This window comes from Micromonospora trifolii (assembly GCF_050516465.1).
In the GTDB taxonomy this organism is placed as follows: Bacteria; Actinomycetota; Actinomycetes; order Mycobacteriales; family Micromonosporaceae; genus Micromonospora; species Micromonospora trifolii.
This window is the reverse complement of the sequence record NZ_CP191526.1, coordinates 6,010,231-6,035,237: the sequence shown is the minus strand read 5'-3', so window position 1 is coordinate 6,035,237 and position 25,007 is coordinate 6,010,231. Positions and strand designations below refer to the sequence as shown.

Here is a 25,007-nt window from a genome sequence, read left to right as displayed (position 1 = left end):
TCGTCGGGGCAGGAAGGCGGCGCTGTCGTTCCATGCCGCTCTCACCACCGAGCCTATTGTGGGGATGCGCCATATGTCGCGACGTCTGGTCAGCCTGACCCTCGACACGTTGGAAGACCTCCCGCGCCCGTGTCGGCAGTGCGTCTACTGGGAACTCGATCCGGTCTCCGCGGACCGGGCCTGCGCCGCTGGCGATCCGGGCCTGGAGAAGGAGGCATGGGTCTCCCAGACGCTGCTGGAGTGGGGCTCCTGCGGCAAACTCGCGTACGTCGACGGCATGCCGGCCGGCTTCGTGATGTACGCCCCGCCCGCCTACGTGCCTCGTTCGATGGCGTTCCCGACCTCCCCGGTCTCCGCGGACGCGGCACTGTTGATGACCGCCAACGTGGTCGCCGCGTTCTCCGGCGGCGGGTTGGGCCGAATGCTGGTGCAGGGTGTCGCCCGGGATCTGACCAAGCGTGGGATCAAGGCCATCGAGGCGTTCGGCGACGCCAAGTTCGGCGATACGGACGACCCCGCCGGCGGTTGCGTGGCCCCGGTCGACTTCTTCCTCTCCGTGGGCTTCAAGACCGTACGTCCGCATCCGCGCTTCCCTCGGCTGCGCCTTGAGCTGCGTACGGCGCTGAGCTGGAAGTCCGACGTCGAGTACGCGTTGGAGAAGCTGCTCGGGTCGATGAGCCCGGAAACCCTGCTCCGGCCGGTCCGTCCGGCCCCGGCCACCCGCTCCACCAACGGCTGACGCCCGGCGGCGAATCAGTCCACCACAGTGCCGGCGGTCACCACGGCACGCAGTTCGCTGACGTCGAGCGATCCGGTCGGGACGTCCCGTTCGATCGGGTAGTACATCCGCTGCACCGCGGCCACGATCGCCTCCACCACCCGGTCCCGGAACCGGGGGTCGACAAGGTGGGCGCGGTCCGTCGGTGAGGTGAGATAGCCGACCTCGACCCGGACGGCGGGCATCCGTGTCAGTCGCAGCAACTCCCACGTCTTGGCGTGGGTGCGGCAGTCCCGCAGCCCGGTGCGGGCGACGATCTCCCGCTGCACCAGCCCGGCCAGGCGTTCACCGGTCGCCGAGGTCACCCCGTTGTCGGTGCCGTAGTGGTAGGTCGCGACGCCCTCCGCATCGGGGTTGGCGTGGCCGTCCAGGTGCAGCGAGATGAACACGTCGGCGCCGAGGGAGTTGGCGAGCAGGGCCCGGTCGGAGTCCGGCAGGCAACTGTCGGGCGACGGGCCCCGGGTGAGCTGCACTCGCACCCCGGAGGCGGCGAGCCGCCCCTCCAGTCGGCTGGCCAGGTCGTGCACCAGGTCCGCCTCGGTCCAGCGCAGCGAGCCGTCGGGTACCACCATCCCGGGATCGGTGCCGCCATGGCCCGGGTCGATGACGACCGTCTTGCCGACCAGCGCCGGCCCGGACTGCCGGATCGCGTCGGATTCGCGGAGCCACTGCGGGCGACCCCCGACAACCTTGCGGCCGATCCGGCGGAGCGCGTTCATCGTGTGTGGGCCGCAGGAGCCGTCCGGGGTGAGCCCGACCTCACGCTGGAACTGGGCCACCGCCCGCGATGTCCGGACACCGTAGATCGCGTCCGCGCGGCCCACGTCGTACCCCATCTCCAGCAGTCGCTCCTGTAGCGACCGGACGTCCTCGCCGGTGAGCGGCTCGGGGACCGCGTGGTAGAGGGTGCGGGCGCCGAGCCGCCAACGGGCGGCATCCAGGGCACGCCAGGTCTCCGCGCCGACCCGGCCGTCCACACTGAGCCCCCGCGACTGCTGGAACGCGCGGACCGCCCGCTCGGTGTCGAGGTCGAACTCGTCGGTTTGCGGGCCGGCGGCGGCCAGCAGTTCGAGGCCGGTCAGGATGGTACGGATCTCCGTGACCGCGGGTCCCCGGTCACCGGGTCGGATCGGACGCACGCACGACCCCCTCTGCACGACGCTGGCTGGCCGGGCGGCCCAGGCTTGAGGCTATGCGTTCCGGGGCGGCGAGGTGGCTGGGGCCGAGAAATCCGTCGGCGGTGCGGCCGGGAAGACACCGAACCCCGCACCCGGCGAGCGGGTACGGGGTTCGGTTGATGTTTTTGCTGGTCAGAGGGCCGATTCGATGAGCCGGACCAGCTCGCCCTTCGGCTTGGCACCGGCGATCGACTGCACCGGCTGGCCGTTCTTGAAGACGGTGAGCGTCGGCACCGACATCACCCGGTAGGCCCGGGCGGTCTCCGGGTTCTCGTCGATGTTGAGCTTGACGATGGTGACCTGGTCACCCATCTCCCGGGCGATCTCCTCGAGCAGCGGCGACACCTTGCGGCACGGCCCGCACCACTCCGCCCAGAAGTCCACCAGCACCGGCTTGTCGGCCTGCAGCACGTCAGCGACGAAGCTCTTGTCGGTGACCGCCTTGGTTGATCCCACTATGCCCCTCCTCCGGGATGTGTTCCTTGTTTCAGCTGAGCGTCGCGATGAACCGCTCGGCGTCGAGCGCGGCGGCACAACCGGTGCCGGCCGCGGTGATCGCCTGACGGTAGGTGTGGTCGACCACGTCGCCGGCGGCGAAGACACCGGGCACGTTGGTGCTGGTGCTCGGGGCGTGGACCTTCACGTAGCCCTCGTCGTCCAGCTCGACCTGGCCCTGGAACAGCTCGCTGCGAGGGTCGTGACCGATGGCGACGAAGACGCCGGTCACGTCCATAACCTTGGTCTCGCCGGTGTGCACGTTACGGACGCGTACGCCGGTGACCTTGCCGTCCTCGCCGAGGACCTCCTCGACGGTGCTGTTCCACTCGACCTTGATCTTCTCGTTGCTCAGCGCCCGGTCGGCCATGATCTTGCTGGCCCGGAACGAGTCGCGGCGGTGGATGATGGTCACCGACTCCGCGAAGCGGGTGAGGAAGGTGGCCTCCTCCATCGCCGAGTCGCCGCCGCCGACGACCACGATCTGCTGGTTGCGGAAGAAGAAGCCGTCACAGGTGGCACACGCGGAGACGCCGTGACCCAGGTATTCCTGCTCACCGGGCACGCCCAGCGGACGCCAGGCTGAACCGGTGGAGAGGATGATGGATCGCGCCCGGTAGGCGGTCTCGCCAACCCAGACGGTGCTCACCGCGCCGGAGCCGGCGTCACCGGTGTCCACCAGCTCGACCCGGGTCACGTCGTCGGTGAGGAACTCGGCGCCGAACCGCTCGGCCTGCTTGCGCATGTTGTCCATCAGCTCGGGGCCGAGGATGCCGTCGGCGAAGCCGGGGAAGTTTTCCACCTCGGTCGTGGTCATCAGCGCGCCACCGGACTGCACGCCCTCAATGATCAGCGGCTTCAGGTTGGCACGTGCGGCGTAGACCGCCGCTGTGTAGCCGGCCGGCCCGGAGCCGATGATGATCAGGTTGCGGACCTCGTCCACTGCCGTCTCCCGAGTTGTGTGTGTTCGGCGTCGGCGCGAGCACCGATGCTGATCCGAGTCGCCGACGCCTGGGTGGGGCCGGCAGCTGACTTCCAGAACGTCATCGTACGAACCGGGGATTCCCGAGCCGGGCATCCGGTGGGTCAGGTCACGTGGGGGGTCATCGTGCCATTGACCGTGGATTCACCCTACCCGCGACGAATACCGGCTGTCCGAGCCGGACCCAGGCACTCCGCACTCCGGGCCACTCACCCAGGCCCACCGCGCTCCGGTCGCGTCGGTGAAGTGGATGACCAGCGCCTGTTCGCCCTGGAACTGCGCGTAGTCGATCACCTCGACCACCAGTGGGGCCGATCCGTGTTCCGCCGCGACGCTGGCCAGGCAGCTGGTCAGCGCGGCCTCGTCGCTCAGGCGGGCCAGCTGATCCGACCCGTCGGGAGAGGGACGGCGTCCGCCCTCGGCATCCACCTCCGGCTGCTTGCCCGGGGTGTTGCCGGTCGCCCGGCTGGCAGCCGGTGTGCTTGGCGCGTCCGTGCCGTAGGCGTTGCCGAGGGTCTGCGGGGTGTAGTTCGTACCACTGCGCAGTGCCGGCCCGGTGGTGCGGGCCGTCCCGGCCCCCGCGGCGCCCTCGGGCGCGCTGGCCGGCTGATTCATGGCGTTGGTGCCACCGGAGTCGTCCGACGCCCGCATCGAGAGCTGGTTGAGGCCCAGCGCGACGGCGATGACGGCGATCGCGGCGGCGGCCACGGGTGCGCCCCGGCGGGCCCAGCCGCGCTGGCGGCGGCCCGGACCGGTGGACGCCCAGCGCTCCGACCCGCCGGGCATGGGGACGGGGGGACGGCGACCGGCCCCGCCCTGCGCCGGTACGACCGACGGCGTCGCCGCGTCGCCGTCCCGATCGGCGGCGGGTGCCTCCTCGGTCGAGGTGTCGTTCGTCGGTTCCGCGGCGGCCAGCGCGGCCAGGAGTCGGTCGGTGATCGCCGGCGGCATCTCCGGAGACGGCTCGGCCCAGCGGGTCAGGTCCGCCCGGACCTCGGTCACGGCGGGGGCCAGCAGCGCGTACGCCTCGGCCCAGGACGGGTCCGCGGAGACCAGTCGGGCGACCTCGTCCTGCTGCGGGGTGCCGTCCAACGCCCCGCCGAGGTAGTCAGCGAGGAGGTCGGCGTCGACCTCCCGGAACCCCTCGGTCGTCACGTGTCCTCCTGGTTGGCGTCCCGCCGGTATCGACCTGACCCCGATCCGACGCCCTCCACCGGGCCGGGGTTCCCCGGCGTGACGCCGGGCACGCCCGTGATCGGGGCGGCGGGGTCTGGTCGGGCCGAAGGCGTCGCGACGGCGGTGGGGCGGAGATGCCCGAGCAGCACGGCCAGCCGCGCCCGGCCCCGGGCACATCGGCTCTTCACAGTGCCCTCGGCGACCCCGAGGATGCGGGCGACCTCGGCGACCGGATAACCCTGTACGTCGACCAGCACCAACGCGGCGCGTTGCTCAAGGGGCAGCGCGGCGAGCGCCTCGCGGACCACCAGCACGGTGTCGTGGTCCGTCACCGGTGCTGCCGGCTCGAGCCCGCCGGTGCCGTCGTCGGCCCGGTTGCCGTCCGGCAGCGGCACTGTGGGGTGCGCCTGCCGACGTCGGATCCGGTCCAGGCAGGCGTTGACCACGATCCGGTGCAGCCAGGTGGTGACGGCGGAGTCGCCGCGGAAGCGGGCCGCGGCCCGATGCGCCGACAGCAGGGCGTCCTGGAGTGCGTCGGCTGCCTCCTCGCGGTCGCCGAGCGTCCGCAGGGCCACCGCCCACAACCGGTCGCGGTGCCGGTGGAACAGTTCGGCGAAGGCGTCCCGGTCTCCGGCGACGTGCGCGCGCAGCAGCTCCAGATCACTTGCGGCGGCGCGCCCGTCCATCACCGCGTCCAGTGCGTGCGGTGCCCGGATCGTGGTGCCCGGCTCACGACCCCTGGACCGTGATCTCCTGCACCCCCAGCTTGAAACCGTCCTCGGCCGGCGGCAGCTCGGTGATCCAGAACAGCAGGTACTGGTATTTCTGGTCGGGTTCGAAGCCGTTGAACGTCATGGTGGTGCCGTCGTGGTCCTCGAACGGCTGGCCGATGGCGGTCTTGTAGCTCGCGACCAGCTGCTTGTCACCGTTGGAGCTGGACTCCGGGTTCGTCGTGCCGGCGAGCAGCTGGGCGGACGCGTTGGTGGCCGACAGGACCGCCTGCACCGACTTGACGGTGTGCGGCTCGCCGAGGTCGATCCAGACGCCCATGCCCTTCTTCAGGTTGCCGAAGTTGGGCTTGTTCTTGTAGGTCTCGGTCTCCCAGCCCTTGTCCTCGTCACCGTCGATGACCTTATCGGCGTCGTCGAGCTCACTGCGATTGCTGCTGTCCGGGTCGATGATCCGGACGTTCTTCACTGTCAGCTTGCGGGCCGTCACGGCGGCCGGGGTGGCGTCGCCGGCCGGGGCACTGGAGGTCGGAGCGGCGGCCGGGGTGGGCTGCGGGTCCTTGTCTTCGCCGCCCAGCGCGATGATCCCGATCAGCAGACCGACCAGGGCGACGGCCAGCAGACCAGCGATGCCGACGGCGACCTTGCGACCGCCGGCCGCGGCAAGCGGCGACGGCTCTTCCCCGGTTTCGGCGGCGAACCGCAGCGGCCCGCTGTTGTCGAGGTAGTGGTCGTCCTCGGCCGGCACGTCGAGTCGCGCCAACTCGGCGGCGAGTACGTCGGAGGACGGCGGCGCGATCTCGGCGTCGAGCAGGTCCATGGTCAGGTCGTCCAGGTACGCCGGAACGCCCGCCCGAACCTGGCGGGGTGCCGCGATGGCGCCCCCGGCGTCCCGAACAGCGTCCGGGATGGCGGCGCGGCCGTGGCCGGCGGTGGCACCGTGCAGTGGTGCCTCGGCGTGCGGCCAGGAACCGGTCAGCGCGAAGTAGAGGACACCGCCGACCGCCCGGATGTCGTTCTCCTGGCTGTCGGCGCCGTCGGTGCGGGCGTCGGCCAGGACCACTCGGCCCTCATCGCTGATCATGACGGTGCCGGGGTGGACGTTGCCGTGCACCATGCCGGTGGCGTGCACCGCGGCGAGCGCGCTCGCGACGGCGTTGCCGATGGCAGTGGCCCGAGCCGGGTCCAGGGGGCCGTCGGTCGCCAGGTCCCGCAGGGACTGCCCGTCGACCCACTCGCGCACCACGTACGCCCGGTCGGCCTCGTCGATAGCGTCGTAGACGCCGACCAGGTTGGGGTGGATGACCCGGCTGGCCGCGACGGCGGCCTGGAGCATCTCGGTGGCGGAGTCGCCACCCGGGTAACGCAGCACCACGGCAACGGGACGGCGCAGGATGACGTCGACCCCGCGCCAGACCAGCCGACCCGCACTGTCGTTGTTGATGTGCTCAACCAGCTCGTACCGCTCGGCGAGGACTTCACCGGCCGTGGGAGCACCGAAGGTCATGACCGGAGGAGCGCTTTCGTCCGCCTCCTGACCCTCGCCGACCTGGGTCACCCGTCCTCCCTCGGTGATCGTGTCGATCGATGAACCCGAACTGCTGGGCATGTGGCTTCCCGCTCTGCCGTTGAAGGAACCGGCCGACCGGTGTCGACGCCCAGCGTCGGCCCCTGCCGTACCCGTCGAGAGCGACCTTACCCGGGTTGCCCGTCTCTCCGACATGTCATCTTCCCGCCGTAACTGGCGGGGTTCCGGCAGTCGTAGAACTCGTCCGGTTACGACCGTTGTCAGCCACGTTGCTGGCACATGTACTAGCTAATCTACGGCTTCACCGCAAGTGACCGACGCCGGGGCTGGGCTGACGTGGCGCTCGCGCTGCCTCGTACGTTCCCACCGATCGGGTTGCCACCCTCAGCCGTACGGTTGGTTATCCACAGGCTGAAGCGGTGGTTGACCGGCGAATCGCGGAGTTATCCACAGGCGCATCCCCAGCCTGGTGATCCGTAGTCACGGTCGGTATGAATACCAACTTGTTGTAATCAGATGCTGGCGCTCAGCGACCGAGGCGGCGGCGAACCATCCCGACCACCTCGGTGATCTCGCCGATCTTCAGCAGCATGGCCAGACCCAGGTAGGTCCCGCCGATCACCACGCCGCCGATCACCAACTGGAAGATCGCCTCCAGGCGGCTCGGGGTGTCGTCGCCCGGTAGCAGCTTCACCACCAGAAGGCCGACCACTGCCGAACCCAGCGCCGCAACGGCCACCCTGCCGCCGGTCCGCATGATCCCGCCGAGGCCGATGCGACCGACGCGGGGACGGAGCAGCCAGGCGGACGCGATTGCCGCCGCCAGGTAGGAGACCGCGTTACCGATCATCATCCCGGCGCCGGCGAAGCTCGCCGAGAAGGCCACGAAGAGCACGATCTGAACGCCGACCCGCAGTGCCACCACTGGAATGTTGATCAGCGCGGGAGTGCGGGTGTCCGGTAGCGCGTAGAAGGCGAAGGTGAAGAGCTGGCTCACCGCGAACGGGACCAGCGCCAGCGCGGCGGCGAGCAACACGACGGAGGTAGCTGTGGCGTTCTCCTCGTTGAACGCGCCGAAGCGGAACAGCGTGAACGCGATCGGGGTGGCAAGGACGGCATAGCAGACCGCGATCGGGGCGAGCACCGCCGTGACCGTGCGGGTGCCCCGCGACAGGTCGGCGGCGACGTCGGCGTACCGGCCGTCGGCTGCGGCCGCGCTCATCCGGGGCATGAGCGCCGTGATGATCGAGACAGCGATGATGCCGTGCGCGGTCATCAGCAGCAGGAAGACGTTGTTGTAGATCAGTGGGCCGGCAGCGTTCTCCTTGCCGGCCCGGTTCAACAGATTGAACAGCACGATCAGGCCGACCTGGCTCACCGCGACGTAGCAGATCATCCACGCGCCGAGCCGGCCCAACTCGCGCAGCCCGAGCGCGCGGAAGTCGAAGCGCAGCTTCCAGCGGAAGCCGACCTTGCGCAGCGCCGGCAGCAGGCCCATCGCCTGGATGGCGACACCGAGCAGGGTGCCACCGCCAATCAGCAGGATCCGCCCGGTGGTCATCTCCCCTGGCCGGACGATCTCCGCGCCGAATATGGCGATGTAGAGGCCGGCGGTGCCGATCACCACGAGGTTGTTCAGGATCGGCGCCCACATCGGGGCGGCGAAGTGCCCCCGGGTGTTGAGCACCGCACTGATCAGCGCGCTCAGCCCCGAGAAGAAGATCATCGGCAGCATCAGGCGGGCCAGCCCGGTGACCAGCTTCGAATAGTCGCCGGTCGACTCACCGCTGCCGTAGAGCCAGGTCAGCGTCGAGGCGAACGCGACCGCCAGCAGCGCCGCCACGCCAAGCGCAAGAATCGCCAGGGTCAACAGCCGCTGGGCGTACGCCTGGCCGCCGTCGTTGTCGACCTTGCGGCGGCGCACCAGCACCGGGATCAACACACTGGTGAGCACGCCGCCGAGCAGGAACTCGTAGACCATGCCGGGCAGGATCTGCGCGGTGGTGTATGCGTCACCGACCAGCGCGCCGCCGAGCGCCGCCGCGATCACCAGGTTGCGCAGGAAGCCGGTACCCCGGCTGACCAGGCTGCCGATCGCCATCACCGCGCTGTTGGCCGCCGCGCTCGCTTCGCCCACCTGCTCCTGCGGTGGCGCGGTCGACTCCATGGCCGGCTGGTTCAGCGGCTCGGCGGAGATGAAGGTGGCGCCGTCCCCGGGACGGACGCCAGGGCCGCCATCGTTCGCGGCGTTGGCGCTGCGGTAGAGCCCGCCGCTCATCTCCAGCCTCCCAGGGGTACGTCGAGTCGGACAGCGACCCGCACGCCACAGACCATAGTCACCCCTCACCCGTTACCCGCGCCCGGCGGATCGGATCACACCCCGGCCCGATAAGCTGGCGATCCCATGTCCGAAGCCTCCGCACCTCACGCCGCCGACCGCCGCGAACTCACCGCCGCGCAGCGCAACGCCGTCGCCGAACTGCTCCGGGTGTCCCCGGTCGCCGACGAGTTGGGCCGCCGCTTCGTCCGCGCCGGTCACGAGTTGCACCTGGTGGGCGGTTCGGTGCGGGACGCCCTGCTCGGTCGACTCGGGGACGACCTCGACTTCTGCACCGACGCGCACCCCGACGAGACCCTGCGGATCATCAAGGGCTGGGCCGAGTCGATCTGGGAGACCGGTCGGGAGTTCGGCACCATCGGCGCTCAGCGCGACGGCCTGCGGCTGGAGATCACCACCTTCCGCGCGGAGTCGTACGACCAGGTCAGCCGCAACCCGGTGGTGGTGTACGGCACCAGCCTCGACGAGGATCTGAAGCGGCGCGACTTCACGATCAACGCGATGGCGGTCAGCCTGCCGGACCACCGGTTCACCGACCCGCACGGCGGGCTGGACGACCTCTCGGCCAAGGTGATCCGTACCCCGAGCACGCCTGGTGAGTCGTTCGGCGACGACCCGCTGCGGATGCTGCGGGCCGCCCGGTTCGCCGCGCAGCTGCGCTTCGCCGTGCACCCGGACGTGCACGTGGCGATGACCGAGATGGCTGCGGACCTGGACCGGATCACCGCCGAGCGGATCCGCGACGAGTTCACCAAGCTGCTCTGCGGCGCCGACCCGATCACCGGGCTGCGGCTGCTGGTCGACACCGGGCTGGCCGAGCGGTTCCTGCCGGAGCTGACCGGGCTGAAGCTGGAGATCGACGAGCACGCCCAGCACAAGGACGTCTACGAGCACACGTTGACGGTCGTCGAGAACGCGGTCTCCTACGAGGAGGAGGGCTGCGACTTCATCCTGCGGATGGCCGCCCTCCTGCACGACGCGGGCAAGCCGGCGACGAAGGCGGTCGGGTCCGACGGCCGGGTCAGCTTCCACCACCACGAGGTGGTCGGCGCCCGGCTGACCAAGGCCCGGATGAAGGCGATGCGGTACCCGAAGGAGGTCACCGCGAAGGTGACCGCGCTGGTCGCGCTGCACCTGCGCTTCTACGGGTACGGGCGGGGTGAGTGGACCGACTCGGCGGTGCGCCGCTACGTTGCCGACGCCGGTGACCTGCTGCCCCGCCTGCACAAGCTGACCCGCTCCGACTGCACGACCCGCAACCGGCGCAAGGCTGCCCAGCTCGCGGCCGACTACGACGCGCTGGAGGATCGGATCGCCCGGATCGCGGCCGAGGAGGACCTGGCGCGGGTCCGACCCGACCTGGACGGCAACGCGATCATGGAGCTGCTCGGCGTACCGCCGGGGCCGGTGGTCGGGCGGGCGTGGAAGCACCTCAAGGAGCAGCGCCTCGAGCACGGCCCGCTGGACCGCGACGCCGCCGAGGCGGAGCTGCTGCGCTGGGCCCGCGCCGAGGGTCTGATCACCTAGCGCTTCGAGCCTCGCGATGACCGACGCCGACGGGCGCCACCCCCGAACCGGGAGCGGCGCCCGTCGACGTACCGAGTCAGCGGCTTTCGACGGCCTTCCCGTCGACTGACGCGGCGCCGTTGCCGGCCGGAGTGGAGGCCGAGCCGAGCCGCGCCAGCAGGCCGGGCAGGTCGATCCCGGTGAGGTCGCTGCCGAGTTGGAGCCCCTGGGCCACGTTGCCGGCCACCGACTTCGTCAGCGACGACGCGCCGTCGGTGGAGATGACTGTCATCTTGTCGATCGCCCCGATCGGCGCACTGGCCGCCTCGACGACCTGCGGCAGCACCTTGACCAGCAGGTCCAGCACGGCCGCCTCCCCGTACGCGGCGAACGCCTCGGCCTTGCGCGCCATCGCGTCCGCCTCGGCCTCACCCTTGGCGAGGATGGCCGCGGCCTCGGCCTGACCCTCCCGCTCGACCGCCTCGGCGATGGCGGAGCGCCGCCGCTGTTCGGCCTCACCTTCCTTGGCGCCCTCGATGGCGTTCGCCTCGGCGAGCGCGGCTCGCCGGGCCCGCTCGCCCTCACCGGTGAGGCGAGCCTGCTCGGCGGAGGCCTGCGCGGCGGCGATGACCGACTGGCGCTGCGCGTCGGCGTGCAGCACCGCCGCGTTGCGGGACGCCTCGGCCTCCTGCTCCACCTTGTACCGGGCCGCGTCGGCCGGCTTGCGAACCTCGGTGTCGAGTTGGCGCTGCTTGAGTTCGGCGTTGCGCTCGGCCACCTTCTGCTGTTCGGAGAGGATCGCCTGGTCCCGCTCGGCCTGGGCGAGCGGCCCGGCCGCTGCGGACTTCGCCTTCGCCGCGTCGATCTCGGCCTGGATGCCGGCCTGCTTGAGGGCCAGGTTGCGGTTCGCCTCGGCGATGGCCTCCTCGGCGAGCAGCCGCTCCTGCTCGGCCTGCTGCCGGGCCCGGGCCTCGGCGATCGCCGCGTCCTTGAGCACCCGGGCGGCCTCGGGTCGGCCCAGGTCCTGAAGGTAGGAGCCTTCGGCGAGGATGTCCTGGAGCTGGAAGGTGTCCAGCACCAGACCCTGGTTGGTCATCGAGTGCTCGGCCTCCTCGGCGACCGCGCTGGCGAACGCCGCCCGGTCCCGGATGACCTCCTCGACGGTGAGCCGGCCGACGATCGAGCGCAGCGCGCCGGCCAGCACCTCCCGGGTGAAGTTGTCGATCTCGTCCTGCTGGTGCAGGAACCGTTGGGCGGCGGCCCGGATCGCGTCCTCGGTGCCGCCGACCTTGACGATCGCCACGCCGTGCAGGTCGGCGCGGATGCCCTGCTTGCTGACGGCGCCCCGGATGCCGACGTCGATCCGCCGGCTGGACAGGTCGAGCGACTGGAGCTTCTGCACCACCGGCAGCACGAACACCGAGGCGCCCAGCACGACCTTCTGCCCGGAGTTGTCGGTGGACCGCCCTCCGTCGGCGGTCTGGGTGGTGCGGCCCTTGCGACCGGTGACGATGAACGCCTCGTTCGGGCCGGCCACCTTGATCCGGGAGAGCACGAAGAGCACCAGGATGAGCGCGAGGAGGACCGCGCCCCCGATGGCGATGAGTAGGGCCATATGAGGAGTCCCGTCTATGAGGGGGAGGTCAGTAGGTCTCTACGTGCACGCTGGTCTCGCTGAGCGCCTGCACGACGAAGACCTGGGCGCCGATCGGGATCGGCTCGTCCGCGCGGGCGCTGAGCTTGACCGGTTGGCCGGCGAGGCGGATGCGGACCTCGCCGTACCCGTTGGCCGGCACCGGGGTGACGACCAGGCCGAGCGCGCCGACCAGGTCGTCGCGGGTGGGGGTGGGGTCGGTGCGCATGTTCCGCGCCGCCCGGCTCAGCCGGGACGCCAACCAGCCGGTGGGCACGGCCGCGAGCACGCCGCCGGCCACCGCCCCGACGACCATGCCAGGTGTACGCGCACCGAGCAGTTCGTTGACGATGGCCGCGCCGAACCCGAACGCCCCGGCGAAGCCGGCGACCGTCTCGACCGAGATCGGCCCGTCCACGTCGGCGTGCCCGAACTGGAGCAGCTCGGTGCCGAGCAGGGCGAGCGCGAGCACACCGATGCCCGCCCCGCCGATGATCAAAAAGATGAGCGTCCCCGTTGCCACGACCTTGACGGTATCGACGTCGCGCAACGCCGAACGGCCCTGCGGACGCGAAGATGATCTACCGATGCGGGCTGGGAGTGGCGCTCGGCCCGACGCTGGTGGCCGGCCAGGCGAAGGAGTCCGCATCGGGGAGAATGGGGGGATGCGCTGGGCTGTGCTCGACTCGCCGATCGGTGAGTTCTCCGTCGCCACCGACGGCACGAGCGTCTGCGGCGCCCATTTCGGCCGGGTCGAGGCAGCCACCGAGGAGCCCGACCAAGCGCTGTCCCGGCAGGCCGTCGACGAGTTGCGGGCGTACTTCGCCGGTGAGCTGACCGCGTTCACCGTCCCGGTGTCGGTGCCGCGCGGCTCCGACTTCGAACGCGCCGTGTGGCGGGAGATGACGCGGATCCCGTACGGGGAGACGCTGACGTACGGCGAGGTGGCGCGCCTGGTCGGCGATCCCGGAGCGGCACGGGCGGTGGGAGTGGCCTGCCACCGCAACCCGGTCCCGGTGATCGTGCCCTGTCACCGGATCGTCGGCGCGGGCGGCAAGCTGGTCGGCTTCGGCGGGGGCCTGCCTCGCAAGGTCAAGTTGTTGGAGTTGGAGGCCGGGGTCGCGCTGCGACACGCCTGGTCCTGAGCCGTCCCGCGCCGGCGGCCGTCCGCTCCCGGTGGGGGCGTTACCCGGCGCTGGGCGGTCCTTCCGGTCCGGCGGTGGGTGAGGTCCGGACGGGCCACGGCGGGTCGACCGCAGGCCGCGGCTGGAAGAAGGCGTTGGCCGATGGCAGGGCCAGCAGGACCAGCGCGACGATTATCGCCACCGGCACGCCCCGGCCCAGGGTGAGCAGCAGGGGCTCCAGCCAGTTCGGCATGGCGTCCCGTGCCATCGCGATGATCCGGTCCATGTTCTCGTCGGAGTAGATGGAGTAGAGCGGCCGCGGCGACCGGGCCGCCCCGGCGGTGGCGCAGCAGGCGAGGAAGGGCCCTGAGGCCCAGGAGGCGATCCGCGCGCCGTTCGAGCCCACGACGTTGACGGCGGCCAGGGTGAGGAGTCCAACGGCCAGCACCGCGGTCAACAGGTCAGCCGCCAGATCGGCGGTGGTGCCCACGGCGGCGAAGGCGACCCCGCCCGTTGGCTCGAAGGACCTGGCGGCCGTGTGGAAGAAGCCCTGGTGCCAGTAGCGGAGTGGCAGTGCGGCCAGTTGCGCGACGGCGGCCAGGGCCAACAGCAGGCAGGCCAGCGCGACGACGCGCGGCCGAGGACGTCGGACCGAGTGCGGGACTGTCGCTGCGGTGCCGCTGCGGGAGGCCATGTCTCGATTATCGATAGCCTTGGCGCCACCCGTGGTCCTGGAAACGGTGGCGGTGATCACGGGAAAGCTCTCGTACCCGGGGAAACCGACCCACGTCGAAGGGCCGGGTCCGCACGGACCCGGCCCTTCGACAAGCTTGGTGAATCAGCGCGTCAGCGCGTGACCTCACCGGCGATGAACTCCTCGACGGCCTGGTGGGCGTCGTGGTCGGCGTACTGCACCGGCGGGGACTTCATGAAGTACGACGAGGCCGACAGGATCGGGCCGCCGATCTTCCGGTCCAGGGCGATCTTCGCGGCCCGGACCGCGTCGATGATGACGCCGGCCGAGTTCGGAGAGTCCCACACCTCGAGCTTGAGCTCGGCGTTGAGGGGGGTGTCACCGAACGAGCGCCCCTCCAGGCGGATGTACGCCCACTTGCGGTCGTCCAGCCACGGCACGTGGTCCGACGGGCCGATGTGCACGTCGCTCTTGCTCATCTCGTGCGGGATCTGCGAGGTGACCGACTGGGTCTTCGAGATCTTCTTCGAGACCAGCCGCTTGCGCTCCAGCATGTTCATAAAGTCCATGTTGCCGCCGAAGTTGAGCTGGTACGTGCGCAGCAGTTCGACGCCGCGGTCCTCGAAGAGCTTCGCGAGGGCACGGTGAACGATGGTGGCGCCGACCTGGCTCTTGATGTCGTCACCGACGATCGGCAGGCCCGCGTCCTCGAACTTCTTGGCCCACTCGGGGTCGGAGGCGATGAAGACCGGCAGGGCGTTGACGAACGCGCAGCCGGCGTCGATCGCGGCCTGGGCGTAGAACTTGGCAGCCTGCTCGGAGCCGACCGGCAGGTAGCAGACGACGACGTCGACCTGCGCGTCGCGCAGCGCCTGCGCCACGTCGACCGGGGTGGCGTCCGACTCCTCGACGATCTCGCGGTAGTACTGGCCCAGACCGTCGAAGGTCGGACCGCGCTGCACGCTGACGCCGGTCGGCGGCACGTCACAGAGCTTGATGGTGTTGTTCTCGCTGGCGACGATCGCCTCCGCGAGGTCCATGCCCACCTTCTTGGCGTCCACGTCGAATGCCGCGACGAACTCCACGGCGTTGACGTGGTAGTCGCCGAAGGCGACGTGCATGAGACCCGGGACGCGGTCGTTCGGGTTGGCGTTCCGGTAGTACTCGACGCCCTGAACCAGGGACGAGGCGCAGTTACCCACACCGACGATGGCGACGCGGACGGAGCCCATAGCGTCTGCCTCCTTCTTTTCTGTCACGGCCGCTCATTCCTGGTCTCTCCAGGCGGAGGCGGGCTGTTGTCTTCTCGTCGGCCGCCGGCTGTCCCGATGTTCGGGACCGTCGGGGCTCGGCCGGAGCGCTCGTTGGCGATGAGCTCCTCCAGCCAGCGGACCTCGCGCTCACAGGCATCAAGGCCGTGGCGCTGCAGTTCCAGCGTGTAAGCGTCGAGGCGCTCGGCCGCCCGGCCCAGCACGTCACGAAGCCCTTCGCGACGTTCCTCGATCTTGCGGCGGCGACCCTCCAGAATGCGCAGTCGGGTCGCCTGGTCGGTCCGGGCGAAGAACGCGAAGTGCACCCCGAAGCCCGTGTCGTCATACGTCTCGGGCCCGGCCTGTGCGATCAGCTGGGCGAAGCGTTCCTTGCCTTCCGCGGTGATTTTGTAGACCACCCGACCTCGTCGGCTGGTCAGCGCGGGAACCTCCTCGGCAGTGGCGGGTGTCTCAGCAGCTTCGGTGATCCATCCCGCCGCCTGGAGCCTGCGTAGCGTGGGATAGAGCGAGCCGTAGCTGATCGCCGCCCGGATCGCGCCGAGTTTGGCGGTCAGCTCCTTGCGCAGCTCATAGCCGTGCATCGGAGACTCCTGCAGGAGGCCGAGGATGGCGAACTCAAGCACTGGCCACCCTCTCTTTACCCTCCGGCGTGGAGCGGTAACCGCCGCGATGTATCGGACCGATACATCGCACGTTAGCGGGTCGTGCGGGCCAGGGCAAACCCCCGCTCCGAGATGCTGTCGTCACGGATTGTGAGCGTGGTCGCCTGCTCGGGTCGGACCGCGTACCCTTCTCCGCATGCGTACGCAGCGCCAGGTCGTGGACTACTCGCTTCAGAAGCGAGCAGTGCTGCGTGAGCTCCTGGCCGGCCGGGTCGGCACGTACGACGTCTGCGACGCGTCGCCGTACCTGAAGAACGCCGCTCGGTTCCACGGTGAGCCGACCGACCGGCGCTGCCCGATCTGCCGGAGCGAAAACCTGACCCTGGTCCACTACATTTACGGTGACGAACTCAAGCAGTCCGCCGGCCAGGCTCGGACACTTACCGAGTTGCCCGTGCTGGCGATGACGCTGCGTGAGTTCCAGGTCTTCGTCGTGGAGGTGTGCCTCGGTTGTGACTGGAACCATCTCGTCGAGCAGTACCTGCTCGGCCGGGACGGTCTGACCGGCGACAGCGACGGCACTACTGAGCAGGACGCGGCGGGCGCCGGAGGCGCCGGTCGGCGGAGGCGAGAGGCGCAACGGTGATTTCAGCTGGTTGGACCGGCCCCGGGGCCGCAGACGAAACCCGGGACGGCCGACCGCTTGTTGGCCCGATTGGCCCGATTGATACGGCAATGACCCCGGTCGGCCGGCACCCCCGTGCCGGCGCCCCGGGTGAAGCAACTCACGGCAACCCGGTGGCGGCGCAGTCGCGCCCCACCGCGACCGGCAGGGTGTGAGGAATGAACTCGTACGGCGATCCCAGTTCTGCGCGCGGACGGACCCAGTACTCGGGTCCGAACGGTGACCCCGGACCGGGCGCGGACGACGCGTACCGCCGACCCGGCGGTGACTCCGGCGGGAGCGGCTGGTCAAGCCCGGAGGGCGGCGCGGCAACCCCGGGGCGGGCCTCGGTGACGCCGCGGGCCGCCGGTGGTCGCGCCACGGTCGGAGGCTCCGCCTCGGTGCCGCCGCGCGGCAGCGCGGCCGCCGGGTCCGCCTCGGTGGGTTCGGCAGCGACCGGCCGGTCCGGTCGAGCCTCGGTGCCGGTGTCGCCGGCACCAGGTGTGGCCGCTGGCCGCGCTGGCGCCGGTCGAGCCTCGGTGCCCGTCTCCCCGGCGCCGGGCGCGCCGGCGGGTCGGGCCACCGTCGGTGCCGCCGCCGTCGGTGCGGCCTCGGTCGGCACCGCCTCGGCGGGCCGGGCCAGCGTGGGCTCCGCATCGGTCGGTGGTCGTGCGGCGGTTGCCCGGGCGAGCGTCTCACCGGTCTCCGGTGGGCCGGGCGGCCCTGGGGGCCCAGGTGGGCCGGGCGGTCCGGGCGGTCCCGGTCGAGGCGGCCGTGGCCCGGGTGACTCGGGCGCGGCCCGGGCCAAGAAGCGCAAGCGGATGAACCTGCTGATCGCCGGGTTCGCCGTCTTCATCATGCTCGCCGGCATCGGCGTGGTCGGGTTCACCTACTACTCGACCAACGTGGTCATGCCGAACGAGATGCCGCTGCCGCTGTCCACCACCGTGTACGCCAAGGACGGCAAGACGCAGCTCGCCAAGCTGGGCAGCGAGAACCGCACCTTCGTGACCATCCAGCAGATCCCGCAGCACGTGCAGGACGCGGTCGCCGCCGCGGAGGACCGGAACTTCTACCGGCACTCCGGCGTCGACTACAAGGGCATTGTCCGGGCCGCATGGAACAACGTCTCCAACGGCGACAAGCAGGGCGCCTCGACGATCACCCAGCAGTACGCCCGCAACGCGTTCGAGAACCTCAAGGACGACACGTACGGCCGGAAGGTGAAGGAGGCGATCCTCGCCTCCAAGCTGAACGACAAGTACGACAAGCCGACGATCATGCAGCATTACCTGAACGTCATCTACTTCGGTCGTGGCGCGTACGGCATCGAGGCGGCGGCACAGACCTACTTCGGCAAGCCGGCCATCAAGCTCACTCCCGCCGAGGGAGCAGTGCTGGCCGCAGTGATCAAGCAGCCGCAGCCGAGCGAGACCCACAGGGGGTTCGACCCGGGGGTCAACCCGACCGATGCCAAGTCGCGGTGGGACTACGTGATCGGCGGCATGAAGAAGGAGGGCTGGCTGGACTCCCCCAACCACCCCGCTGCGCCCACCGAGTACCCCAAGGTGCTGCCGGCAAAGAAGGATGGCGTCGGCTTCGGCGTCGACAGCCCGCGCGGCAACGTCATCAACTACGTCCGTCAAGAGATGGACGAGATGGGTATCTGCTCCGACAGCGGCGCGGAAGGCAAGACGAGCTGCGTCGACGCGCTGCGCGATGGCGGCTACCGGATCACCACCACCATCGACCCGAAGCTCCAGGCCGCCGCGGAGAACACCGCGATGCAGTCGAAGAAGGGCTCCGAGCTCAACGACCAGCCGAAGAACCTGATGGCGGCGGTGGTCTCGATCGACCCGTCGAAGGGCCGCGTGCTCGCCTACTACGGCGGTGACAGCGGTGCCGACTTCGACTACGCCGGCAAGAACATCGACAAGAACGGCGACCTGACCGGTGGGCACCAGCCGGGCTCGTCGATGAAGGTGTACACCCTGGCCGCCGCGATCGAGGCCGGTATCTCGGTCAGGTCGCACTGGGACCCCACGCCGTACAAGCCCGAGGGCTCCAAGGTCGCGATCGGCAACGCCGGCCGCACCAACCTCAAGTGCGGCAAGTACTGCACCCTCGAAGAGTCGACGGTCCAGTCGTACAACGTTCCCTTCTACTGGGTCGCCGACACGATCGGCGCCGACAAGGTCGTCGACATGGCCCGGAAGGCCGGCGTGACCACCATGTGGGGCGTCGACCCGCCGCAGGCCTTCGACCTGTCGAAGAAGGGTCCGAAGCCGTTCGACAACTACACCGGTTTCGGCAAGTACCCGATCACCGTGTTCGATCACGCCAACGCCATGGCCACGTTCGCCAATGACGGCAAGTACATCAAGGCGCACTTCATCATCAAGGTGGAGCAGCAGGAGAAGGACACCGGCAAGTGGAAGATCGTCGGCCCCAGCGAGCGCATCAAGCCGGAGCAGCGGATCCCCAAGAAGATCACCGACGAGGTCACCGGTGTCCTGAAGCAGATCCCCCGCCCCAACAACATCTCCCTGGAAGACGGCCGCCAGGCCGCCGCCAAGACCGGCACCTGGGAGTACGACGACAAGGACAACTCGCACGCCTGGACGGTCGGCTACACCCCGCAGAACGCCACAGCGGTGTGGGTGGGCAGCCGGGATCCGAGGAAGCCGCAGATCAAGCTCGCCAGCGGTAAGGACATCGGCGGTTCGACGCTCCCCGGTCCGATCTGGGAGAAGTACATGAACACCGCCCTCAAGGGCCAGGAGGAGATCCCCCTGCCCAGCGTCACCGGCGAGGGTGACGTCACGAAGGGCAACGGCAAGGAGCCGCCGCCGCCACCGCCGACCAACCCCGGGGGCCAGGGCCCTCCCTGTAACCCGCTGATCGATCTGCTCTGCAACCCCGGCGGCAACAACCCCGGCGGCAACCCTGGGGGTAATCCCGGCGGTAACCCCGGTGGTAACCCCGGCGGCAACCCGGGTGGCGGCGGCACAGGTGGTGGTGGCGGCGGGCAGTTGCCCAGCCTGCCACCCAACCGGGACTGACCCGCCCCAGCGAACGACGCCGCCGCCGGCCGGACGACCTGTCCCGGCCGGCGGCGGCGTTTTCGTACCCGGAACTCCGTGCCGGGACAGGACGGGCACCCCTGTCGTACGGCAGGATGCCTCTTCATGAGCACCCAGTCGACGCCCGGCATCGACGACGCCGGAACCACCGATCACCCGTCCCGCTCCGACGGGTTCGTCCGCGGCATCTCCAGCGTCATCGGCGGGCCGCTGGGCGACCACGCGACCACGCTGAACCGGCCGGCCGGTCGGGAGCGTCGCTTCTGGACAGCCGTGCGGATCGTGCTGGCGATGGTGTGCCTCACGCTCGCCCTGCACTGGGTGCAGAAATCGCCCTGCCAGGACGGCGCCTGGCAGAACAACGTCCAGTACACCCGGTTCTGCTACACCGACGTCCTCGCGCTGTACTACGCCGAAGGTCTCAACGAGGGCAAGGTGCCCTACCGCGACCACCCGGTCGAGTACCCGGTGCTGACGGGCTACTTCATGGGGGCGCTGGGCCTGCCGGTACACGCCATCGGTGACGGCGACCCGAGCATCAACCAGGGTCAGTGGTTCTACAACCTCAACGCGCTGGTGCTGGGCGCGCTCGCGGTGGCCACGGTGGCGGTGATCCTGGCGTTGCGCCGCCGACGACCCTGGGACGCGGCGATGTTCGCACTCGCCCCGGCGTTGGTGCTCACCGCCACCGTCAACTGGGACCTGCTCGCCATCGGGCTGGCCGCCTTCGGCCTGCTGGCCTGGGCCCGAAAACGACCGGCGGTGGCCGGCGTGCTGCTCGGGTTGGCCGGCGCGGCGAAGCTCTGGCCGCTCTTCCTGCTCGGGCCGATCCTCATCCTGGCGCTACGGGCCGACCGGGTTCGTGCCGCGCTCGTCGCCATCGGGACGGCGATCGCGGCAGTGGTGCTGGTGAACCTGCCCGCTGCCCGGGCGTACCCGGAGAACTGGGACCGGTTCTTCGAGCTGAACACCACGCGGCCGATCGACTGGGGCACGCTCTGGTACATCGGGCGCTATCTGGACGGCAAGGTCGGCAACGACCCCGCCAACCTCGGCCCGTTCGAATGGCTCAACGCCAACATTCCGACCCTCAACACCCTGTCGTACGCGCTGTTCGGGCTGGCCTGCCTCGGCATCGCCGTGCTGGCGCTGCGGGCGCCGCGCCGACCGCGGCTGGGTCAGCTCGCCTTCCTGGTGGTCGCCGCGTTCCTGATCTTCAGCAAGGTCTGGTCGCAGCAGTTCGTGCTCTGGCTGCTCCCGCTGGTGGTCCTGGCCCGGCCGAAGTGGGGCGCGTTCCTGGCCTGGCAGATTGCCGAGGTCTGCTACTTCGTCGCCTTCTACGGGGAGCTGCTCGGCGCGGCGACCAGCCGTCCGGTCTTCCCGGAGGGGGTGTTCGTGCTGGCTTCGACGTTGCGACTGGCCACTGTGGTGGTGCTCTGCGTGTTCGTCGTCAAGGAGATCCTGCACCCCGAGCAGGACGCGGTGCGGGCCACCTACCCGGACGACCCGGACGGTGGCGTTCTCGACGGCGCCCCGGACGCCCCCTGGATAGACCGCTGGCGCCGCCCTGCGAGAAGCGAGCCCTCCGTGGAACCCATCACCACCTGACCCCTAGGCCGAACGCGGCCCGGACCAGGTCAGGGTTTTCGGGGGAGCCCGCCCGGCGCAGTGATCAAGCCTGACCGCCCGGAGCCGGGCGGGCTCCCCCGAAAACCCGCCCTTAGAGGCGGTAAACGACGGCCTCGCCGACCTCCTGCCGGCTGATGCCGAGCGACTCGACCGGGGCGTCGATGTTGATCTCCCATGGCGTGCCGGCCACCTGGCCACGCAGCAGCACGACCGTGCGGACGCCGAGCGTGCGCAGGTAGTCGACGCTCGTCTGGTCCGGGAACGACTGGCTCACCCGACGGACGTCGTCGAGCTGGCGGGGGGTGAAGCCGCTACCGCCGTTGACCACGTCGGGGAACCCGCTGGTCGACCAGAGCATCACGTGCTGGTCCAGGCTCTGATTGCTGGGCAGCACCAGCAGCGGACCCTCCGCCGAACGCATCGCCGCCGGTTGGGTCGGCACCACGGGGTGTGGGGTGGTGTTCAGGCCCTCGACGGTGACCAGAAGCAACGGCAGCAGGGTGGCCATCCGCAGCCACGGCCCCGGCCACGACGGAATCCGTTGCGCGGTCAACTCGCGGACCCGGTCGGTGAGCGCGGTGACCGCGCCCGCCGCGAGCAGGCCGAGCAACAACGTGGTCCAGAGCATCAACCGCCCGGGGGTACGCAGCCCGCTCCAGCCCGGCAGGTGCTCGAAGAGCGGCACGTAGGTGAAGGTGCCGTCGAAGAAACGGGTGCCCATGGCGAAGGCCATCGTCAGCAGCACCCCGGCGAGCAGCAGCAGTCGGTGGCGCAGCCGCCAGACCGAGAAGAGCAACCCGCCCGCGGCGAGCGCGTAGAGCACGAAGCCCGGCAGCAGGGTCATCTCCGGGTGCCACGGCAGTGCCGCCCGGGCACCCTCGTGCAGCCCACCCCAGATCCGCGACTCCCCGGGCGCCGTCACGAAGCCCGACGCCGGCGGCGAGAAGAGGCTGATGTCGCCGATGGTGCGCTCGGCGTACGGGTGCAGCTCGGTCACCTTGAAGAACGGGAACGCCATCAGCAGACCGACACCGGCGAACAACACACCGCCGAGCACGTCGGCGGCGAACAACCGGCGACCGAACGGGACGGCCCGCCCGGTGCGTAGCCGCCGCGCGAAGAACAGGACGGCAGCGATCAGCACCCCGCCGGCCAGGAAGTACGCGAATGGCAGACCGATGCCGAAGCCGAGGCTGAGTTGCCAGGCCGCCACCAGCCAACCGGCGTAGACCCAACCGTCATGCCGGCGTTCCGGCCGGTAGCCGTGTCGGAGGGACCACCCGTGCCCGCGCGCCAACATCGCCAGCGCCAGCGGAATGCCCCCGTTGGAGAGCACGTGCAGGTGCCCGGCCTGGGCCAGCAGCCACGGCGCGTAGGTGTAGCTCACCCCCGCGACGGCCGCACCGATCCGGCCGGCCCCGAGCTGTCGGGCCAGCGCGTACGCCCCGAGCGTGGCGAGCGCGTGCGCCAGCACGAACATGATGTTGTAGCGCAGCACGGCGTCCTCGGGACCGCTGCCGAGCATCCCGGCCGGGGCGTACCCGAGCAGCGTGTCGGAGAACGCGAAGCTCCACAGCTCGGGGAAGAACGTGTTGGACTGCCACAGCCGCGCCGGGTCGGCCAGCAGGATGTGCCCGGACCAGGCCATCTGCCAGGCTTGCAGGCTCGGGTCCCAGTAGTCCTGCGGGAGGGTGTAGCGCGGATAGCGCAGCGTCGGCCAGGTCATCAACACGGCCAGCGCCAACGCGCCGAGGGCGGCCAGGGTCCACTCGTGGATCAGGAACCGGCCGACCGGCCGGCCCGCCCGACTGAAGACGGAGGGCCGTGGCTCCGGTGCGGAGGCGAACGCCTCCCAACGCTCGGGGCCGACCGGCTTCGCCTCGCTGTCGGCCTTGTCCGTACCGTCGGCGCCGTCCGCCTTCGCACCCTTGGCCGATTCGCTGTCCTTGGCTGCTCCGCCGCCCTTGGTCGCCCCGCTGTCCTTGGACGCCCCGTTGCCCTTGACCGCGCCATCGACCGTGCCGCTGTCCTTGGCCGGTTCGCTGTCCTTGGACGCGTCGGTGCCCTTGGCGGTGCTGTCGGTTCCGGTCGGTCCGCCGTCGCCAGCTGGCGGCTGGGCTGCGGTGGTCTCGGCGGCGGGCTTGTCGGACGTGCGAGCCGGCTGGGTGGGGGCACCGGCCGCAGCCGTGGTGGCGGGTTGACTCTCGGTGTCCGCGCCGGTGGGGGTGGGCCGAGCGTTGCCGGTCCCGGGCTGTCCGCTCGTCATGCCGCCGGGCTCTCCGCTCCGAGCTGCTCACGCAGAAAGTCGATGTCGGCGGCCTGGCCGGTCACACCGCCCGGTGTCTCGACGACCACCGGCGCGTCGGCGGCCCGGATCACCGCCACCACCAACTCCGGGTCGATCGTCCCGCCGCCCAGGTTGTCGTGTCGGTCCTGGCCGGAGTTGAACGCGCCCTTGGAGTTGTTGGCGTGCACCAGGTCGATCCGCCCGGTGATCGCCTTGACCCGGTCGACCAGGCCGAGCAGTTCCTCGCCGCCCGCGTACGCGTGGCAGGTGTCCAGGCAGAAGCCGACTTCGTAGTCACCGATCGCGTCCCAGAGTCGGGCGAGCGCGTCCAGCCGTCGGGCGCAGGCGTTGTCGCCGCCGGCGGTGTTCTCGATCAGGACCGGTACGCCGAAGCCGCCGGAGTCCGCCGCGTACGCGAAGGTCTTGCGCCAGTTGTCGAAGCCGACGGCCAGGTCGTCGCCGGCGTTGACGTGCCCACCGTGGACGATCAGGCCCTTGGCGCCGATGGCGGTGGCCGCGTTGGCGTGCCCGAGCAGCAGCTTGCGGCTCGGGATCCGGATGCGGTTGTTGAGCGTGGCCACGTTGATGACGTACGGCGCGTGCACGTAGAGGTCGACCTCGGCAGCGCGCAGCCGCTCGGCATCTTCGCGAGGCTTGGGCGCCTTCCAACCCTGTGGGTCGGCCAGGAAGAACTGCACGGTGTCGGCGGACCGGGCGGCCGCCTCCGCCAGCGGGTCGGTCGAGTCGACGTGGGCTCCGATACGCATGCGAGCGAGCCTACGTCGCGACCCCGACCGGCGGGGCGACGGCCGGGGCGGTGTCGCGTCACCGGAGGGACCGACGATCGTTGATGGGTTTGAACCGGCGACCGGCATCCCGGTGCCGCCAGCGGCGCGAGCGTCGCACACGGCGACCGACGGTCGACGGCCGACAGCGAGGTCACCCCCGCGGCGCGGCCCGGCGCAGCGGGGGCGACCCCATCGCACACCGGCTACCGAGCGACGACGAATCTCGGAAAATTGTGCTTTTCCCCCCGACAAGGTACGAGTGCTGTTGTATCGTCAGATAACAACACGATAAAGCTCCGCGGGGCGTCTTCGGTCCAACCTCATCGGTGTGGTCGTTCCTCCCCAGGTCCCACCCAAGGAATGCGGACCGGACGCCCCGCGGCCTCGTAGACGGGGGCCCACCACCGACCGATTGACGGTCGGACGGTGGGCCCCCGTCGGCACGTCCAGGTCCGGACCCGACCACCCCGGGCATGATCGTTGGGACCGGGTATCCTGGTCAGGTTGTCCGCGTCCGGCCGGG

At 70.4% G+C, this 25,007-nt stretch carries 20 protein-coding genes; 6 read left to right on the top strand and 14 right to left on the bottom strand.

The window, feature by feature from the left end; translation table 11 throughout:
• Positions 1–73 precede the first annotated feature (73 nt).
• Entirely contained in the window at positions 74–739 is a 666-nt protein-coding gene (locus ACQRWP_RS28095) for a GNAT family N-acetyltransferase (protein ID WP_357178691.1), read from the top strand.
• 14 nt (positions 740–753) lie between these two features.
• Here ACQRWP_RS28095 and ACQRWP_RS28090 read toward each other — a convergent pair whose 3' ends face one another.
• The 7 genes from ACQRWP_RS28090 to murJ form a co-directional block, all read right to left on the bottom strand.
• Positions 754–1,917, bottom strand: coding sequence for an N-acetylmuramoyl-L-alanine amidase (locus tag ACQRWP_RS28090; protein ID WP_430499031.1), 1,164 nt, complete (start codon positions 1,915–1,917; stop codon positions 754–756).
• 171 nt (positions 1,918–2,088) lie between these two features.
• Positions 2,089–2,412 carry a thioredoxin gene (gene trxA / locus ACQRWP_RS28085; protein WP_430499029.1) on the bottom strand — a complete coding sequence of 108 codons (324 nt, stop codon included), beginning with the start codon at positions 2,410–2,412 and terminating at the stop codon, positions 2,089–2,091.
• Positions 2,413–2,443: 31 nt separating this feature from the next.
• Positions 2,444–3,394, bottom strand: a complete 951-nt coding sequence (gene trxB, locus ACQRWP_RS28080; RefSeq protein WP_430499027.1) for a thioredoxin-disulfide reductase — start codon at positions 3,392–3,394, stop codon at positions 2,444–2,446.
• Positions 3,395–3,577: 183 nt separating this feature from the next.
• Entirely contained in the window at positions 3,578–4,588 is a 1,011-nt protein-coding gene (locus tag ACQRWP_RS28075) for a hypothetical protein (RefSeq protein ID WP_430499025.1), read from the bottom strand.
• Positions 4,585–5,295: an RNA polymerase sigma factor SigM gene (gene sigM / locus ACQRWP_RS28070; RefSeq protein WP_430499023.1), complete on the bottom strand. Its 711-nt coding sequence runs from the start codon at positions 5,293–5,295 to the stop codon at positions 4,585–4,587. The genes ACQRWP_RS28075 and sigM overlap by 4 nt, the downstream gene beginning before the upstream one ends.
• Before the next feature lie 43 nt (positions 5,296–5,338).
• Positions 5,339–6,946, bottom strand: a complete 1,608-nt coding sequence (locus ACQRWP_RS28065) for a protein kinase family protein (RefSeq protein ID WP_430499022.1) — start codon at positions 6,944–6,946, stop codon at positions 5,339–5,341.
• Between the two features lie 445 nt (positions 6,947–7,391).
• Positions 7,392–9,143: a murein biosynthesis integral membrane protein MurJ gene (murJ, locus tag ACQRWP_RS28060; RefSeq protein ID WP_430499020.1), complete on the bottom strand. Its 1,752-nt coding sequence runs from the start codon at positions 9,141–9,143 to the stop codon at positions 7,392–7,394.
• Positions 9,144–9,269: 126 nt separating this feature from the next.
• Here murJ and ACQRWP_RS28055 point away from each other — a divergent pair, with 126 nt between their 5' ends.
• Positions 9,270–10,730, top strand: a complete 1,461-nt coding sequence (locus ACQRWP_RS28055; protein WP_430499018.1) for a CCA tRNA nucleotidyltransferase — start codon at positions 9,270–9,272, stop codon at positions 10,728–10,730.
• Between the two features lie 76 nt (positions 10,731–10,806).
• Here the strand turns inward: ACQRWP_RS28055 and ACQRWP_RS28050 are convergent, their stop codons facing one another.
• Both ACQRWP_RS28050 and ACQRWP_RS28045 read right to left on the bottom strand, forming a co-directional pair.
• Entirely contained in the window at positions 10,807–12,324 is a 1,518-nt protein-coding gene (locus tag ACQRWP_RS28050; protein WP_410819610.1) for a flotillin family protein, read from the bottom strand.
• 28 nt (positions 12,325–12,352) lie between these two features.
• On the bottom strand, positions 12,353–12,865 hold the full coding sequence (locus tag ACQRWP_RS28045; protein WP_430499016.1) for a hypothetical protein: 513 nt from the start codon (positions 12,863–12,865) through the stop codon (positions 12,353–12,355).
• A 142-nt stretch (positions 12,866–13,007) separates the two neighbouring features.
• On the opposite strand from ACQRWP_RS28045, the gene ACQRWP_RS28040 reads away from it, so the two are divergent.
• Positions 13,008–13,487, top strand: a complete 480-nt coding sequence (locus ACQRWP_RS28040) for a methylated-DNA--[protein]-cysteine S-methyltransferase (protein WP_430499015.1) — start codon at positions 13,008–13,010, stop codon at positions 13,485–13,487.
• A 40-nt stretch (positions 13,488–13,527) separates the two neighbouring features.
• Here ACQRWP_RS28040 and ACQRWP_RS28035 read toward each other — a convergent pair whose 3' ends face one another.
• From ACQRWP_RS28035 to ACQRWP_RS28025, 3 genes are all read right to left on the bottom strand, one after another.
• Complete coding sequence (locus tag ACQRWP_RS28035; protein ID WP_430499013.1) at positions 13,528–14,160, bottom strand: hypothetical protein; 633 nt, start codon at positions 14,158–14,160, stop codon at positions 13,528–13,530.
• Between the two features lie 152 nt (positions 14,161–14,312).
• The gene (locus tag ACQRWP_RS28030; protein ID WP_091396616.1) at positions 14,313–15,392 is read right to left on the bottom strand and encodes an inositol-3-phosphate synthase; all 1,080 of its coding nucleotides are present in this window, start codon (positions 15,390–15,392) and stop codon (positions 14,313–14,315) included.
• A gap of 23 nt (positions 15,393–15,415) precedes the next feature.
• Positions 15,416–16,054, bottom strand: a complete 639-nt coding sequence (locus tag ACQRWP_RS28025; RefSeq protein WP_030331823.1) for a PadR family transcriptional regulator — start codon at positions 16,052–16,054, stop codon at positions 15,416–15,418.
• A 175-nt stretch (positions 16,055–16,229) separates the two neighbouring features.
• On the opposite strand from ACQRWP_RS28025, the gene ACQRWP_RS28020 reads away from it, so the two are divergent.
• The 3 genes from ACQRWP_RS28020 to ACQRWP_RS28010 all read left to right on the top strand — a co-directional run bounded on the left by ACQRWP_RS28020 (position 16,230) and on the right by ACQRWP_RS28010 (position 21,388).
• Positions 16,230–16,679, top strand: coding sequence for a DUF5318 domain-containing protein (locus ACQRWP_RS28020; protein ID WP_410819606.1), 450 nt, complete (start codon positions 16,230–16,232; stop codon positions 16,677–16,679).
• Between the two features lie 197 nt (positions 16,680–16,876).
• Positions 16,877–19,759 (top strand): transglycosylase domain-containing protein, encoded by a 2,883-nt coding sequence (locus tag ACQRWP_RS28015; RefSeq protein ID WP_430499010.1) that lies wholly within the window; start codon positions 16,877–16,879, stop codon positions 19,757–19,759.
• Between the two features lie 126 nt (positions 19,760–19,885).
• Positions 19,886–21,388, top strand: coding sequence for a glycosyltransferase family 87 protein (locus tag ACQRWP_RS28010; protein ID WP_430499008.1), 1,503 nt, complete (start codon positions 19,886–19,888; stop codon positions 21,386–21,388).
• A 112-nt stretch (positions 21,389–21,500) separates the two neighbouring features.
• On the opposite strand, the gene ACQRWP_RS28005 is transcribed toward ACQRWP_RS28010, so the two are convergent.
• Positions 21,501–23,675: a hypothetical protein gene (locus ACQRWP_RS28005; RefSeq protein ID WP_430499006.1), complete on the bottom strand. Its 2,175-nt coding sequence runs from the start codon at positions 23,673–23,675 to the stop codon at positions 21,501–21,503.
• Positions 23,672–24,463 (bottom strand): deoxyribonuclease IV, encoded by a 792-nt coding sequence (locus ACQRWP_RS28000; protein ID WP_430499005.1) that lies wholly within the window; start codon positions 24,461–24,463, stop codon positions 23,672–23,674. The genes ACQRWP_RS28005 and ACQRWP_RS28000 overlap by 4 nt, the downstream gene beginning before the upstream one ends.
• Positions 24,464–25,007: the final 544 nt, after the last annotated feature.